Below are 15,803 nucleotides of genomic sequence, written 5' to 3'. Positions count from 1 at the left end.
CTCTTTGCGAAAATTGCCTCTCTAGGGATAAATAGTAATGGAGTTAGCTAGAAGCTGGATGTATACTCCAAAAAGGTGCCATTATAAAAAGGATTTTTTTATGGAGCAGACAGTAGAACGCCGTGTGGTTGATTTAATTGCCAGGACCCAGGAAATTCCACCGGAGACTATTGACTTGGATCAATCAATAGACCAGGTTGTTCCCAGTTCTTTGGGATTAGTTAATTTATTTTTTGATCTGGAGGATGAGTTTGATCTTGATATTCGTAATGATATCAATAAAGAAAAGACTATTCGAGAAATAGCACTGGATATTAAGCAATTAATGAATAAAAAGAATTAAATCCCTCCATTCAGGCAGCTCCCTCGCCTGCCCCCTTTACCAGTGCTCTTCCATATTTATATATTGTTATTCCTGCAAAGAAAATTTAGAATGCTTTTTTTCTTACGAGTAAGCCCAAAATGTCATCAGTATTAGAGATTCTTAGAATAAAAAAACAACCTCTTTATACCTCCGTTTCTCAACTGGGTATCCATAGTGAATTAAGTAGTCTGCAAATTGAATCAGAGCATTATTTTACTATCGGAAAAGGGGCTCAGGCAGCTGACGGTAATGTGCTTGCTGTGAGTACCCTAAGTGGACAGGAGTTTCGTACAAGCAATCAAGCTCATATCGAGTTTATAAATAAATGTACGGGATTTTTTAAACAAAAGTCGATGCAATTGAAAAGTATCGATCAAAAACTGGCAGGAAGTGTAGCCTTTGGAGTTGCAGCAACGGCGTTGTCTTTTCTCCCAGGCGTTGGTTTTTTAGGCTGGATAGGTTGGGCAGCTACAGCGTACTTCATCAATCAACGTGCTACTGCCTATGCAGAATACCATGAAGCATTAACGCTTTTGGTAGGAGTTTGTAATTGGAGCCTTGGGAGCGAAAATCGGAGAGATGCCGTGAGTAGGGTGACCAAGAATGAAGCCATCCGTAATATGATGGCTGCACTTTACCCAGTTCTTACTGAAACCCAAGTAAAGCATTTGATTGCCGATGATATTGAGCAGGTCTTTACTAAAGAACTGGAAGCATATGAAAAACGAATTCAGTCAAATTTCCAGGCGCAATTTTTTTCCAAAAAAGATCAGGATGATACAATTGCCTTAAGTAAAAAGGGTGCGGAGTTTAGTCGTTGTATTTATGGTTTTAATAAAGGAGGGGTGGTTGATTTTCTAGATGCGATTGTATCCCTTCTTCCAGATTTATATAAAGCAGCCGTTCATGGTATCCAGCAACTGAAACATTCGCGTCAGGAAAAAATAAATTCCCCGGAAAATGAAGTTGATGCAAGCCAGCAACGCTCGACAATGACATTTTAATAATACTTACCAATACAGGCGAAGCGCAGCAAGAGCCAACGATTTGCGTAAGAAGCGAGCTTCGCTGCAGTAAGCCTATGATGGTTTTAGCCGGTACAGTTCGGTAGTTGCTACACTAATTATGCCCTCTTTTGTTATTTCTTTTTATAAGAGAAAAATTAAAAAAGTACGCTGATTCTCATTTAACTGAGGCTATGTTCCCAATAGACGCCTTTGGCGGCATCCTGAGGAGGAAAAATGCGATTTAAGATAGAAGAAACCCGCGATGCGAATATTTTTATTTACGGTAAAATGACACCTGAGGAAACCAACCTCATTCTTTTCTCCAAGGCAGAATGTTTAAACAGTCAATCGGCATCCCAAATCAGTCAGGTGCGGGAAAATGGGAGATTGTGGTTAATACGTGAAAGCCGAGTTGAAGGATTGCTTACAGTTCAGTCCATCAGTTGGAAGAAAGACGTAGGCCGATGGAGGCAGGATATGCCTCAACGATATATGTTATCCAATTTCAAGGGATGGGTTGTGAATAATGCAAATCCGGAAAGTGCTGAATTTTCTTTTGTTGCCGATTCGGTGGGTGGAATTATTAAAATGACTGATGAAAATACTCAGCCTCATCTCCCTGGATTATTAAAAATCCTATCTGAAAATGGGTATCACGTGAATAATAGGGTGAATCCCCAAATAGGACAAGAAACAAGATTAAAAGGCTACACCACCTATCGCACAAATGCGACCATTCCCCAACAAGAACACCCCGGTTCTAAACTGGAGTCTACGAGAGTCAATTTCCCCGAGGGTATCCTGATAGCATGCTCTTGTCTGTTGACCGCTGTGAAAACTGGACAAATTAAGGTAATGAAAGACCCGGTTACTCTGGTTCAGGATGGGATAAGTTATGAGCGCTCCACTTTACTGGAAAAATACCCAAATCTGGAAGAAGGCAAGCATTTTTATCCCAATGTCAGACTAAAAACCATCATTAATTACCTTTCTGCAACTTCCTTAAGCCCTGATGAGTATTGGGAGAAATTGCAAAAAGTTGAGGAAGATATTAAAGACCCTATATTATTAACTGTCATGGAAGAGCCTCTATTAAGCCCTAGCGGCCATTCCTATGAAAAAAGTTCAATAGAGAAATGGATTAAAAGCCAGCAAGGAGATCTACCTACACTGAGTAATACTACCCCTATTCCTGATCCCATGACCGGTGAAAATATTCGCGGTAAGACTCTGGCCCATAACCTTAATTTAAAGAAATTTATAAAAGCCTGGCCCGATTTTTATTTGGATTTGGAGTATCAAAGGGCAATAAATTCTTCTTCAAAAACACCCCTAATGTAATATGCACGAAATGTTCCTTCGGAAATAAATGATTTTCGAAGGAACATTCATTCTCCCAATGGATATGCTTGTACTTGCATTTTTATGATATATTTTTTTATGGCAATTAAATAAGGATGTTTGGATATGCCTAAGGAATACCAAGGGGTAATCACACGTTTCCTTCATCAGGATGAACGCTTCATTTTGTCCGAAGAAAATGAAATGCCGTTGGTGATCGAAGCCGATGACGCTACGGATTTTGAGTTCTTAAAACAATTTCTTGCCTCCAATTCCAGGCAAATTCTCGAGGATATGGCGTGTTATGGTGCTGTCTTGCTAAGGGGATTTAAGATCGAGAGTGAGGAGCAATTCGAAAGGATTATTTTAAGCATTCCGGAGTTTCGCGGTATTAGTGAGGCCTTTATGTCGGAACACGGTCGGGTCCATGTGGATAATCTAAACTACGTGTTGCATACCAACTCGGTTTATAAAACTGGAGGAACGCTTTATCTGGGGGGATTCCATACAGAAAATTATTATTCTGCTGATGTTCCTGGTTTTCTTTGTTTTTGGTGTTTCCAGCCCTCAGATTTAGGCGGTGAAACAGGTTTGATAAATACCCAAAAAATCTACAGTCATTTTCAGGATGAATTGAAACAAAAATTAGAAGCAACTTCCTTTTTTGTATGTAAATGGTCTGTTACGGAAATTGCAGATCGATACCAGATTACAAGGGAGATGGTGAATAAAATATGTAATTACTTTAATCTTCCCATTATGGGTGAGGGAGAGAAGCAGTTCGTTTTAATGTATAAACCAAGCGTCCTGCAGCATCCTTTAACGAAAGAAAAAGCGTTACAAATCAATCTGTTTGAGCTTCCATCACTGAATTATGAATTGAGAAAATGTTTTATGAAAGACTATAAAGGACCAGTCTGGTTTTGGCATCGTTTTTTTTGGAAATTACCCACTCCCGTTTTTAATTCAGTCGAGAAACTCGCGGTTATTTTTATTTCTTTTTTTAATTCACCTAAAAATTCATTTAAAATTTTGAGCACCAAATTATCAAATTTTAAGGCAAACAGAAAAAACAAACATTTTTCTGACCAGCCAGGAAAAGTCGGAAGTTGCTTTAATGATAAAGACATTAAAGACCTTGCCCGCTTGATGCGGAATTATTATTCATCCTGTTTATGGAAAAAAGGGGATATTCTGCTTATTGATAATAAAAAAGTGATGCATGCGGGTATGCCGGGCAAAGGTCCCAGAGTGATTCGTGCCATGATGTGTAATCCGCTTGATATGAATTATGCATCTACTGCTCCCGGTTTTTTAGCCGTCAGCGAAAGGACAACCGAAACTGTAGGTGCATCTATGTCCAAAAGTAAGATTAGCTGATGTTGGTTTTAGTGAACCGATTTTCATCTTTTTTCCTTAAAGGCTATGCAGGGGAGAAGTATTTTTATTACTCCTCTCTCACATGAGAGAGGAATATTTCCCTTGCTTGTCTAATTTTGATGCGCTAGAGCATAGCACATGCAAGTTCAGCACCAAGACGTGCATTGTTTTTGATTAGGGCAATGTTTGCACGCAAACTTTTTCCTTGGGTGAGATGTGCAATTTCTGATAATAAAAATGGAGTCAATTCTTTTCCGGAAATATTATGCTGCTCTGCTTTGTGCAGGGCATTTCCAATCACCGGTTCGATGACTTCCAGCGGAATATTAAATTCGGCAGGAATGGGATTAGTAATTAAGAGTCCTGAAGACATCTCTAGCTCCCAATGAGCCGTCAATATCTTGGCAAGGGTTGGTACATCATCTACCCAGGTTGATAACGGGTATTGAGTTGAGTCAGTATAAAAAGCAGGAAGAACTTTAGTACGATAACCAATGACAGGTACACTCATTGTTTCTAAAAACTCCAAGGTGCGGGGTAAGTCAAGAATTGCTTTGGCCCCCGCACAAATGATGGCAATAGGAGTTCTTGAGATTTCAATTAAATCAGCAGAAATATCTTGTGCATCACCGCGATGGACCCCGCCTATTCCGCCGGTTGCAAACAATTTAATTCCTGCCTTTGCCGCGCAAAACAAGGTGGCCGCAACAGTAGTTCCAGCCGAACATTTATGGGCGATTATATACGGTAAATCGCGTCGACTTGCTTTCATTACCGCTTCATTGTTGGCAAAATGGTGTAATTCATTGGCCGATAAACCAATTTTTATTTTCCCATCCATTACGGCAATTGTTGCGGGCGTTACTCCATGATCGCGAACAATTTGTTCTACTGCCGCAGCTGTTTCATAATTCTCAGGATAAGGCATCCCATGAGAAATGATGGTCGATTCCAAAGCCAGCACGGGTTGTTTGTGCTCAAGGGCTAATTTTACTTCCGGTGAATAATCAAAAAATTGCTGCATGATCTGTTTCTCTTACTGTATGGGTTAACTGAATATTTTTTATTGTTTCATGATTGATATCTTCGTTTACGGTATGGCTTGACTGCAAGGTCAAGGCGGCCATCGCGGCCCCTGTCCGACAGGCATCCACCAGAGGAGCATTTTGTTTCAATCCATACAAAATTCCAGCAATAAATGCATCGCCTGCCCCACTTACATCAACTATAGGATCAATAAAAAAAGCGGGTGCATGTAACTGGGTGGTTTCATTAACGAGAACATATCCTGCTTTACCCAAACTAATGATGCAATTTTTAACGCCTTTATCCAGTAAAAATTTCCCTGCTTTGATGCAGTCAGAAACTGAATGAATACACGTATTAGTCAAAGTTTCAGCTTCGAAACGATCGGGTTTCAGCAAGTAAACATGCTCCAGACAGCCAGGAAGCTTTTTTGCTTTAAGCGCAGAGACAGGATCAATGCATAGGCGAAAATTTTGTCTGTGAGCTATTTGAAGGGCATATTCAATAATTGCTTGCGGTAGATTGGTATCCAAAAAAACAATTTCTTCATTATTCCATTCAAGCCAGCTTGCGGTGAATTTGCTAAAAGGGATATGATCAAAAATTTCCATGTCTGCCAAAGCAATAAGTAATTCCCCTTTTTGATCAAGAAGAACGTCATAGCGTGCTGTAGGCTTATTGGGAATTGTAAGAACATTTTGCACTTGAATATTCAGACTTTTTAAATGGGTTAGGGCATCAACGCCTTCATTGTCTTGACCTACCACGCTGTAAAAATGGATGTTGTCCGTTAACAAGGAAAGATTTTTAGCTACATTATGTGCCACCCCACCTAACGTGGAGAGTGAGGAAACAGGATTGGAGGTTTTAAATTGCAGTTGATGAGTTGGTGTTATCTTTCTATCAACGCATATGCCCCCGACACAAATTATTTTTCTATTCATGAATAGATTTGGGAATAATCGCGATAAGGGATCATAACATGAAACTAAAAATTCATAACCATTCAAAACATTATTGTGGGGAGGGGATAAGCAGATGCATGAGTAAAAGGATTTCCAGCTTAATACTTGATACAATTAATCCTTTTCAAGAATTGGGTACATTGAAAAACACCCGCTAAGCATTGTACATGTCTGGAGGATAATTTGTTTGATTTATTGGGTTTGGATACTCCCGCAATAATAAAAATTGATCGTTTTACTTTAAAATCAGCCGCAACAGTTGAATACCTTATCAATCATGAACCTATTCTGCAGCCTGCATCTTTTATAATCAATATCGCGCCGCATGAAGAGGAAAGTGCTCTAAATTTGATAAAGAAAATCGTACCTTTATTTAAAAATGAGACGGTTTTATGGATGAATACCAATAACAGTATTTCCTTTTTAAGATTGATTTTACAGGAAATTACCCAAAATCCATTTATTGCAACCTTGCGCTTGCAGACATTTGTGGAGCCTCAGCAGGATTTTATGAATGAGCTAAAATACTCTCTCATACTTCCAGAGTGTCAGATAAAAAAACTTATCTTTATTTGTGGTAGAGGATTGGATTTCCAGCCAATAGCCGAAGCCCTTAAAGAAAACAAAAGTATTATTGATGTGTATTTTGTAAATTTCATGCCTTTATTTAACGCAGAATTAAGACTACGGCATTTAAATTCTATCTTTCAAGCTTTGTCAGCATCTACCAGTGAAAAGGATACTGAACCTGCAGCGAAAAATACCACCCTTCAAGGTTTGCATTTGCTGAGACTGCCATCGCTCGAAAGCGAAGATGAAGCCGCGCTGGTTTCCTTAAATAACCTGTTAAGGAGCAATAAGGTACTCAAAGAATTTTCTTTTGAACAATCGCATCTGCGTGGGATTGAACTGCTTGATGGTTTGCAAGAGAACTCTAACTTGTCCATTCTTTCACTAAGTAATAATGAATTCGATCTGAAGAGTTTCTCCTCGATGTCGGATTACTTACCTTCCACCCTAAAGATCCTCGACATTTCCCAAAAATTTCCATCTCAATCTGAGGAATACAATCAGAATCTTGGGAATGTTTTGTTAGAGTTATTGGAACACTGCAAAAGTAAGTCGCTAAAATTGAAAATTATATTTAATGGATATATTGTTGAGCCGGACAAAGCCAAGGAATATTTCAAGAAAATCAATGAGCTGCTCAGTCCACGTTGTGGACTTGTTTTTGAAACCGACTATCAGGAGTATCAAATTTACCAACAGGCATTATGGAGTACTTTTTTTAAAGTTATGGCCACGGCAAAAAAGCAATACAATGAGCAAAATGTAAGAAATAACGAATATTCTCAGCTATTGGCCCCACCCTAAAGAATAAGGATGGCTGTTTCAACTACTCCTTTAAGGTTTACCAAGAATAGGGATAGCATTTTTGCCTGCTATAATTAGCAGGCTTACAAATAATTTTAAAACACCTAACAATTTCAAAGGAAAAAATCATGGGGCTTTTAGTAGAGGGGCAGTGGCATGATGTTTGGTATGATACTTCTAAAACTGGAGGCGATTTCAAACGCGAAGCAACCCAATTTCGGGATGCGATAAGTTCAGACCCCCATTCACGTTTCCCTGCTGAAAAAGGGCGCTATCATTTGTATGTATCACTGGCCTGTCCATGGGCGCATCGTACGTTAATCTTTAGAAAACTCAAGCACCTGGAGGATTATATTTCTGTATCCATAGTGCATCCTCATATGCTTGAAAACGGATGGGAGTTTAAAAAAGGGATGGGTGCCACTGGAGACTTGCTTTACGGATTAAATTATTTATATGAGCTCTATGTTAAAGCCGACAGCAACTACACAGGGAGGGTCACTGTGCCGGTTTTATGGGATAAAAAGGAAAAAACAATTGTTAGTAATGAATCGGCCGAAATTATCCGCCAATTTAACCAGGCATTTAACCATTTAACGGGGGATGAACAAGACTTTTATCCCGCACCTTTACATGCCGAAATTGATGCCTTAAACGAACAAATCTATGAAGCAATCAATAATGGGGTTTATCGCTGTGGGTTTGCAACAACGCAAAAGGCTTACGAAGAGGCCTACATTAAGCTGTTTCATTTGCTTGATGAGCTTGATGTGCGTTTGCACAACCAAAAATATTTACTGGGTGAGCAGCTCACGGAGGCTGATTGGCGATTTTTCACCACTTTAATTCGTTTTGACGCCGTATATTATGGACATTTTAAAACCAATCAACAGCGAATTTGTGATTATGAAGGATTAAACCCTTATTTGGAGCGACTTTATCACCATCCGGGGGTAGGCGAAACCGTAAATTTTTTACATATCAAGCAACATTATTATTTCAGTCATAAAACGATAAATCCTACTCAAATTGTCCCATTAGGACCGAAATTAGATTTTGATTAGGTTAAAAACAAATAAAGTGGCCTGGCTGCTTGCAGCCAGGGTTTACTAGATGTTGTGGCTAAATCCTGGTTGCAAACAACAAAACGAACTCATGGACGCTTTACTTTCCCTTATTTTTCAAATCTTTCTTCACCCAATTGATTAATCCGCCCTCAACCAGTAATTCGATTTGGCGTTGGGATAAAGCATGTTTAACCTCTACATCCTTATTATTTATTCGTATCTTAAAAGACTTATTCTGCAAAATTTCAGGCAAGTCTTTGAGTTCCACTTCATTATTCAATTCGATTGCCTCGTAATCGGCAGGATTTTTAAATTCTAATGGCAAAATACCGAAATTGACTAGATTTTGCCAATGAATACGAGCAAAACTTTTTGCAATGACAATGCGTAAACCTAAATAACGAGGAGCTAAGGCAGCATGTTCTCTACTGGAGCCTTGGCCATAGTTTTCTCCACCAATGATGACATGGCCTTCCTTGGTTTTTTTTGCTCGTGTTGAATATTCTGCATCGATATGCCCAAAAGTAAACTCGCTAATTTTAGGAATGTTGCTGCGGAATGGAAGAACTTTGGCTCCGGCAGGAGATATTTCGTCAGTCGAAATATTATCTGCAACTTTAAGCAATACCGGTATTTTTAACGAATGCGGCATCGGTTCAAAACTCGGCAAACTCACAATGTTTGGGCCTTTGACCAGGTGTATTTTTTTCGCTTCTTCTAAAGGTAAGGGAGGCTCGAAACATGCCGCATTGGTAATTCTTTGTTTCGGGGTTTTTATTTGGGGATAAGGCCTGTTTAAAGATCTGGGATCGGTAATAACTCCAGTCAATGCTGATGCTGCTGCAGTTTCCGGGCTACAAAGAAAAACCTTGTCTTCCTTTGTTCCCGAACGTCCAGGAAAATTTCTGGGTACGGTACGCAAACTATTTTTTTCGGTCGCCGGTGCTTGTCCCATTCCAATACATCCATTGCAACCTGCCTGATGAATACGCGCACCGGCATGAATAAGATTTCCCAAATGGCCATCGCGCACTAATTCTTCAAGGATCGTTCGCGAGCTTGGGTTAATGTCAAATGACACATTGGGATGAACCGTGCGATCTTTTACTATTTCAGCTGCAATGGCAAAATCACGATACCCGGGGTTGGCGGAGGAGCCAATGTAAGTTTGGTATACCTCTTCACCGGCTATTTCTGCAACCGGAACTACATTGCCAGGACTGGTAGGCTTTGCAATAAGGGGTACCAGTGTGGATAAATTTATTTCTGCATGTTCATCATATGAGGCATTCTTGTCTGCTTTTAATTCCAGCCAGTCTTTTTCACGACCCTGGCTTTGCAGGAATTGTTTAGTAATTTCGTCAGAAGGAAATACTGTGGTGGTTGCTCCCAATTCCGCGCCCATATTGGCAATGACGTGGCGATCCATCGCGCTCAGGTGTTTTAACCCATCACCATAATATTCAAAAATATAGCCTACCCCGCCTTTTACATCATAGCGACGCAGCATTTCCAATATGACATCTTTAGCACTTACCCATTCAGGTAATTCACCCTTTAAATGAATACCCATAATTTTAGGCATTTTTATATACAAAGGATAACCTGCAATAGCCATCGCAACTTCCAAGCCGCCCGAGCCGATGGCAATCATTCCTAAAGAGCCAGCAGCGCAGGTATGGCTGTCGGATCCGGTTAATGTTTTGCCGGGTTTGCCAAAATTTTGCATATGCACCGCATGGCTGATGCCATTACCTGGCCGGCTGAAATTAAAACCAAAACGCCGTGCTGCACTGGCAAGAAAGAGGTGATCATCTGGATTTTTATTATCTTCCTGGATGAGATTGTGATCTACGTACTGAACAGAGATTTCCGCCTGGGTGCTTTCAAGTCCTATTGCTTCCAATTCAAGCATGACCAGTGTTCCTGTGGCGTCCTGGCAAAGGGTTTGATCAATTTTTAAAGCGATTTCTTCTCCAGGTTCCATTTTGCCTTCAAGAAGATGGGCTTTGAGAATCTTTTCCGCTACATTCATCGCTATTTTCTCCCTGAGAACAGCTGATCTTTAAAATATAGCACAGGAAGATAGACCCCATTAAAAAACGGGGATTTATATAATCAGCGTTTGGCATGAACAAATATGGGCTAGACTTCAAATTAAAGGGATTACTTGGAGCATAGGGCAATGAATTATGATGATCGATATCAAGCAGGCCGTGTTCTTGCGGACTCGCTCAAGGATTATGCCAAACGAACTGATGTAATTATACTGGCTCTGCCGCGTGGTGGCGTCCCTGTGGGCTATGAAATTGCGAACAAACTATCCCTGCCGCTGGATATTTTTATCGTGCGCAAACTCGGAGTTCCCGGGCATGAAGAGTTGGCTATGGGAGCTATTGCTTCTGGAGAGGTTACTGTCTTTAATGATGAAATAGTCAATATGCTGCATATACAAAAAGACGCCATTAAGCGAATTCAAAAATCAGAGCAGGAAGAGTTATCACGACGTGAACTGCTATATCGTGGCCAAAAACCTTTTCCTGAATTGACAGGGAAAACGGTTATTCTTGTTGACGATGGCATCGCGACTGGATACACCATGCGGGCAGCAATTGCCGCGTTAAAGCAAAAAAAGCCTATAAAAATTATTGTTGCAGTCCCTGTTGCTGCACAATCCACTTGTGATGAAATCGCATCTCTGGTGGATGAGATTATATGTCCAATGCGCCCTGTTAATTTTTATGCAGTAGGACTCTGGTACAATAATTTTTCCCAAACTACCGACGAAGAGGTCATGGAGTTGTTACGGCAAGTCAATACTCCTTGAATACTAGTTTGCTCACCGGATGCATTTTATGCTTCACTTGCAGAGAATTTTTATTATTAAATTGTATTTTTTTAAATTTTTAGGTAATAAGCAGATATATTTTGTGAAATAGGGGGCTAGAGATGCATGATTTATCGAATAAAACTATTTTAATCACCGGGGCATCCAGCGGAATCGGTCAGGCTTGTGCTCGTTTGTGTGCAAAACATGGGGCTCGATTAATACTCTGCGCCCGTCGTGTTGAGCGTCTTGAAGCTTTAGCAAAAGAGTTGCATCAACTGTATGGAAAAGATCACTATGTTTTGCCCTTGGATGTTTGCGACCATGAACAAGTGAAAAAACACTTAGGCTCCTTACCCAGTCCATGGAAATCTATCGATGTTCTGATTAATAATGCAGGATTGGCGTTGGATACTCTACCCTTGCAGCAAGGAATTGAAGCGCACTGGGATATTATGATTGATACCAATATCAAAGGCTTGCTTTATGTTACTCGTGCTTTAATTCCTGGGATGTTAGAGCGAGGTTGTGGCCATGTAGTAAATATTAGTTCGATAGCAGGACATGAGTGTTACCCTAATGGAAATGTTTATTGTGCCACAAAACACGCAGTTCATGCGCTATCTAAATCAATGAGACTTGACATGCTTGGTAAGCCTGTCCGTGTTACTGAAATTGCCCCTGGTGCAGTAGAAACAGAATTCAGTGAAGTGCGCTGGAATGATAAACAAAAAGCAAAGGAGTTTTATCAGGATTTTCAACCCCTATTGGCAGAAGATATCGCCGATGCGGTCCTATATTGTATTACGCGTCCCCAACATGTGGATATTGAAGAGATGACTATTATGCCCACCGTACAAGCTTCTGCTAATCATTTGCACAGAGAGAATAAATAGATAATTTTGCGCAAAATATATACACCAAGGTTTTCGATAGTCTATTATTTATACATATGGGTGATGACTTTTCCCGACTGAACCATTTAATAGCTTCAGGTTGGGAGGTCAGTTTGAAGAGTGGTGTGCCAGCCTATGTACTTAGTAGGACGCCTAAAGCTCTGCATAGACCTCCAGAGTGAAAAACGAAAGAGGCTCAGGATCTGGGGAGCCATTACCTGTATACGTATCCTTATCTCCACTAGAGCAATAATTATCTAAATTGATTAAAACTAGAACATAAATTATACTTAAGCTATCTAATTAGATTTGTAATAAGAGTCTGGAGGGCTGTTATGAAGAAACTAATTAATTCTGTAGCCTTAAGTAGACCGTTTATTTTAGCTGCGATGCCTGCTTCTTCGGCTTTACTCTCTGCTCTTGAACATTTAGCTCTAAGGTCAGATGCCTTAATAGTAAATAATCTTTTACCCAATGCAGGAACAAAAATACGTCCTGTTGGACAGACCTCATTACTGACATGGAGGACACCATTGTCATCATTGGTGATTTTTAATTTTATTTGTTGAGTTCGAAACTAGGATGGGATTATGAACAGATTGATTCTTGCTTTAATGATAGTTGGTTCCGTTTTTATGACAACGGGCTGTGTTACGGAACGAGTCTACTATAACAATACTCCCACCTATACTCCCGGGTACGTCTCTGTTGGATATCATACCAGCCCTTACTGGGATGTTGATTATTACAATGACAGTGATGCTTATTATTATGGGTATAACGACTTGGGAGATGTAGGGTATTGGGGCATGTATAATACTTACCAGGTTTATTAATCGAATAGGTTACTTTCGTTTAATTGCTAGATCCCCGTAATGAATTACGAGGATCTGGCACTTATTATTGGTTTGGGATTAAACAGGTAATTTCCTGAGATAATGAGTACGATATTATTCTTTGGCGCGAGAAACATATTCCCCTTTACGCGTATCTACTTTAATCAATTCCCCTGTTTGTACGAATAAGGGAACGCGGACTACAGCTCCTGTTTCCAAAATTGCAGGTTTACCGCCGCCACCGGAAGTATCGCCTTTTAATCCGGGATCGGTTTCGGTAATTTCCAAAATGACAAAGTTTGGTGGGGTAACTTGTATGGGTTCATTATTCCACAGAGTCACAATGCAAATATCCTGTTCTTTTAACCATTGGGCTGCATCAGCAAGTACTTCTTTTCCCAAAGCATATTGTTCAAAATTATCAGGAACCATAAAGTGCCATTGTTCGCCATCATTATAAAGATATTGCATTTCGATATCGGCAACATCAGCTGAAGGTAATGACTCATTGGATTTAAGTGTGCGCTCGACAACGCGGCCTGTTTTCAAGTTACGAATTTTTATACGAGTAAATGCTTGGCCTTTTCCGGGTTTTACGAACTCACAATCAAGGATGGTGCATGGGGCGTCATCAACCATTACTTTCAAGCCGTTTTTCAATTCATTGTTGCTATATATTGCCATTAGTACTCCACAGTTGAGATTTTGCTTCGTTTTAGTTAAAGTTCGCACAGTTTATCAAGTCTGTGTAATTAATGCGAGATACCTCTTTAAGTTGGCAAAAAAAATTGGCACAAGGTTTTGCCTCAGTTAATGAATTATTAACTTTTTTAGAATTGCCTTTATCTATCGGAAATTTACATGCTGAAAAGCAATTTCCCAGTCGCGTGCCTATAGGTTTTGCAAAGCGCATGCAAAAAGGAAATCCTCGCGATCCTCTGTTGCTGCAGGTTTTAGCAACTGCAGATGAATTGCTGGCAAGTAAAGATTATCGTGTGGATCCATTAGAGGAGCATGACAATACTCCAATCCGCGGTTTACTGCATAAATATCATGGCCGTGTATTATTAACTTTAACCGGTGTTTGTGCTGTTAACTGTCGTTATTGTTTTCGCAGGCATTTTCCCTATCAAGACAATAATCCGGGTCGAAATGGCTATCAAGCGATTTGTAAATATATTTCTCAGGACAACAGTATTTCGGAGGTTATTTTAAGTGGGGGCGATCCTTTGTTGGCGTCCGATGTGCTCTTAACAGAGTTAATAAACCAATTGGAAGAAATTCCCCACCTCCACACTTTACGGATTCATACCCGAATTCCAATTGTTTTTCCTGAGCGGATAGACAAAGGGTTACTTTCAATATTAAAAAATACCCGTTTCAAGAAAGTGATAGTGTTGCATTGCAATCACACCCAGGAATTGGATGACTCAGTGCGGGAGGTGCTGCATGAGTTACAACAAGTGGGGTGTTATTTGTTGAATCAAGCAGTATTGTTAGCAGGAATTAATGCCGATGCCCGAATTTTGGCTGATTTAAGCCACACTTTATTTGCTTATGGGGTCTTGCCTTATTATTTGCATCAATTGGATAAAGTAAAAGGGGCAAGCCATTTTGATTTACCTTTTGATACAGTACAATCTATTTACAAGCAATTACAAAATCTTTTACCCGGATATTTATTGCCGCGACTGGTTTGTGAAGAGCCTGGAAAGCTCAGTAAAACACTGCTTATCTAAGAGGGTGCTTCTTAGCCTCAGTAAGGGACGAAATTTAAGAGATAAAAAATGAAAAAATTACCGGTGTTAAGACCAGGGGATTCTGTAGAGATTATCGCCCCTTCATCCCGAAGTACCGACAGCCAACTGCTTGATTTAAAAAAATTGTTGGAGTCCTGGGGATTAATCTGCGTGGTTCAGGAGGATATTTTTGCCCGCGATCTCCTCTGCGCGAATACCGATGAGATGAGGTTTAAACATCTGAAAAATGCCTTGCTGAATCCTGAAACAAAAGCAGTGATTTGTGTGCGAGGAGGCTATGGTTCCACTCGTTTAATCCCCCAATTGACTGCAATTGATGCTCCAGAGAGGGTCAAAATATTTGTGGGTATGAGTGACATCACCTGCCTTCATCTCTATTTACAGCAACATTGGCAATGGCCGACAATTCATGGTGCTGCAGCACCTGATAAATTTAGCCAAGAGACGATTGCTTCAGTTCAATCGGTTTTGTTTGCTGGGACCGCGGCTCACTTCAAAGATTTAATTCCTCTGAACAAGCATGCTGAGAATGAGGAATTGATTAAATCCCAAGTAACCGGTGGAAATTTAGCTCTTATTCAATCAGGAATTGGTACCTGTTGGCAAATGGATGGCCGCAATAAAATTGTGTTACTCGAAGAAATTGGGGAGCGTGGCTACCGGGTTGATCGAATGCTGGAACATTTAACACAAGCCCGTATGTTTACCCAAGCTGCTGCTATTTTGTTGGGCGATTTTCTGGAGGGCCGCGAACCCAATGGATCTTCGTTGATAGAACCTGTTTTACAGCGTTTTGCGGAAAAAAGTGCCATTCCTGTACTAAGAGTTCCAGGAGTTGGCCATGGTCCGGTAAATTATGCTATTCCTTTGGGAACGGAGGCGCATTTGCAATTGGGGGCGCATCCTCAATTAACTTGTTTTCGCTAGCTTAGGCTTTTGACAGCGCAAGAAATTACCCAA

The 15,803-nt window shown here is 40.2% G+C and carries 16 protein-coding genes; 12 read left to right on the top strand and 4 right to left on the bottom strand.

The window, feature by feature from the left end:
- The first annotated feature begins 100 nt into the window (after positions 1-100).
- From KYQ_RS18405 to KYQ_RS14650, 4 genes are all read left to right on the top strand, one after another.
- Positions 101-343 (top strand): acyl carrier protein, encoded by a 243-nt coding sequence (locus KYQ_RS18405; protein WP_019350215.1) that lies wholly within the window; start codon positions 101-103, stop codon positions 341-343.
- A 119-nt stretch (positions 344-462) separates the two neighbouring features.
- The gene (locus KYQ_RS14660) at positions 463-1,368 is read left to right on the top strand and encodes a hypothetical protein (RefSeq protein ID WP_010654874.1); all 906 of its coding nucleotides are present in this window, start codon (positions 463-465) and stop codon (positions 1,366-1,368) included.
- Between the two features lie 237 nt (positions 1,369-1,605).
- Entirely contained in the window at positions 1,606-2,712 is a 1,107-nt protein-coding gene (locus KYQ_RS14655; protein WP_010654873.1) for a U-box domain-containing protein, read from the top strand.
- A gap of 126 nt (positions 2,713-2,838) precedes the next feature.
- The gene (locus KYQ_RS14650; protein WP_010654872.1) at positions 2,839-4,092 is read left to right on the top strand and encodes a TauD/TfdA family dioxygenase; all 1,254 of its coding nucleotides are present in this window, start codon (positions 2,839-2,841) and stop codon (positions 4,090-4,092) included.
- A 124-nt stretch (positions 4,093-4,216) separates the two neighbouring features.
- On the opposite strand, the gene KYQ_RS14645 is transcribed toward KYQ_RS14650, so the two are convergent.
- Positions 4,217-5,116 carry a pseudouridine-5'-phosphate glycosidase gene (locus KYQ_RS14645; RefSeq protein WP_010654871.1) on the bottom strand — a complete coding sequence of 300 codons (900 nt, stop codon included), beginning with the start codon at positions 5,114-5,116 and terminating at the stop codon, positions 4,217-4,219.
- The gene (locus KYQ_RS14640; RefSeq protein WP_019350214.1) at positions 5,100-6,062 is read right to left on the bottom strand and encodes a carbohydrate kinase family protein; all 963 of its coding nucleotides are present in this window, start codon (positions 6,060-6,062) and stop codon (positions 5,100-5,102) included. The genes KYQ_RS14645 and KYQ_RS14640 overlap by 17 nt, the downstream gene beginning before the upstream one ends.
- Positions 6,063-6,266: 204 nt before the next feature.
- On the opposite strand from KYQ_RS14640, the gene KYQ_RS19355 reads away from it, so the two are divergent.
- Together KYQ_RS19355 and KYQ_RS14630 are read left to right on the top strand one after the other, a co-directional pair.
- Positions 6,267-7,457: a hypothetical protein gene (locus tag KYQ_RS19355; protein WP_010654869.1), complete on the top strand. Its 1,191-nt coding sequence runs from the start codon at positions 6,267-6,269 to the stop codon at positions 7,455-7,457.
- Positions 7,458-7,585: 128 nt separating this feature from the next.
- Positions 7,586-8,521 carry a glutathione S-transferase family protein gene (locus tag KYQ_RS14630; protein WP_010654868.1) on the top strand — a complete coding sequence of 312 codons (936 nt, stop codon included), beginning with the start codon at positions 7,586-7,588 and terminating at the stop codon, positions 8,519-8,521.
- A 100-nt stretch (positions 8,522-8,621) separates the two neighbouring features.
- Here KYQ_RS14630 and KYQ_RS14625 read toward each other — a convergent pair whose 3' ends face one another.
- Positions 8,622-10,559 carry an aconitate hydratase gene (locus KYQ_RS14625; protein ID WP_010654867.1) on the bottom strand — a complete coding sequence of 646 codons (1,938 nt, stop codon included), beginning with the start codon at positions 10,557-10,559 and terminating at the stop codon, positions 8,622-8,624.
- A 150-nt stretch (positions 10,560-10,709) separates the two neighbouring features.
- Between KYQ_RS14625 and KYQ_RS14620 the strand changes: the two genes are divergently transcribed.
- The 4 genes from KYQ_RS14620 to KYQ_RS14605 all read left to right on the top strand — a co-directional run bounded on the left by KYQ_RS14620 (position 10,710) and on the right by KYQ_RS14605 (position 13,083).
- Positions 10,710-11,351: a phosphoribosyltransferase gene (locus KYQ_RS14620; RefSeq protein WP_010654866.1), complete on the top strand. Its 642-nt coding sequence runs from the start codon at positions 10,710-10,712 to the stop codon at positions 11,349-11,351.
- Positions 11,352-11,473: 122 nt separating this feature from the next.
- Complete coding sequence (locus tag KYQ_RS14615) at positions 11,474-12,247, top strand: SDR family oxidoreductase (RefSeq protein WP_010654865.1); 774 nt, start codon at positions 11,474-11,476, stop codon at positions 12,245-12,247.
- A 335-nt stretch (positions 12,248-12,582) separates the two neighbouring features.
- Positions 12,583-12,816 carry a hypothetical protein gene (locus tag KYQ_RS14610; protein ID WP_010654864.1) on the top strand — a complete coding sequence of 78 codons (234 nt, stop codon included), beginning with the start codon at positions 12,583-12,585 and terminating at the stop codon, positions 12,814-12,816.
- 21 nt (positions 12,817-12,837) lie between these two features.
- On the top strand, positions 12,838-13,083 hold the full coding sequence (locus KYQ_RS14605; RefSeq protein ID WP_010654863.1) for a hypothetical protein: 246 nt from the start codon (positions 12,838-12,840) through the stop codon (positions 13,081-13,083).
- Positions 13,084-13,197: 114 nt separating this feature from the next.
- On the opposite strand, the gene efp is transcribed toward KYQ_RS14605, so the two are convergent.
- Positions 13,198-13,767 (bottom strand): elongation factor P, encoded by a 570-nt coding sequence (gene efp, locus KYQ_RS14600; protein WP_010654862.1) that lies wholly within the window; start codon positions 13,765-13,767, stop codon positions 13,198-13,200.
- Between the two features lie 71 nt (positions 13,768-13,838).
- On the opposite strand from efp, the gene epmB reads away from it, so the two are divergent.
- Positions 13,839-14,822, top strand: coding sequence for an EF-P beta-lysylation protein EpmB (gene epmB / locus KYQ_RS14595; RefSeq protein WP_010654861.1), 984 nt, complete (start codon positions 13,839-13,841; stop codon positions 14,820-14,822).
- Between the two features lie 48 nt (positions 14,823-14,870).
- Positions 14,871-15,770 (top strand): S66 peptidase family protein, encoded by a 900-nt coding sequence (locus tag KYQ_RS14590; protein ID WP_010654860.1) that lies wholly within the window; start codon positions 14,871-14,873, stop codon positions 15,768-15,770.
- Positions 15,771-15,803: the final 33 nt, after the last annotated feature.

Origin of the sequence: Fluoribacter dumoffii NY 23, assembly GCF_000236165.1 — a bacterium.
GTDB classification, from domain to species: domain Bacteria; phylum Pseudomonadota; class Gammaproteobacteria; order Legionellales; family Legionellaceae; genus Legionella; species Legionella dumoffii.
The sequence above is the reverse complement of the archived record's forward strand: the minus strand, read 5'-3'. Positions and strand labels throughout refer to the sequence as shown.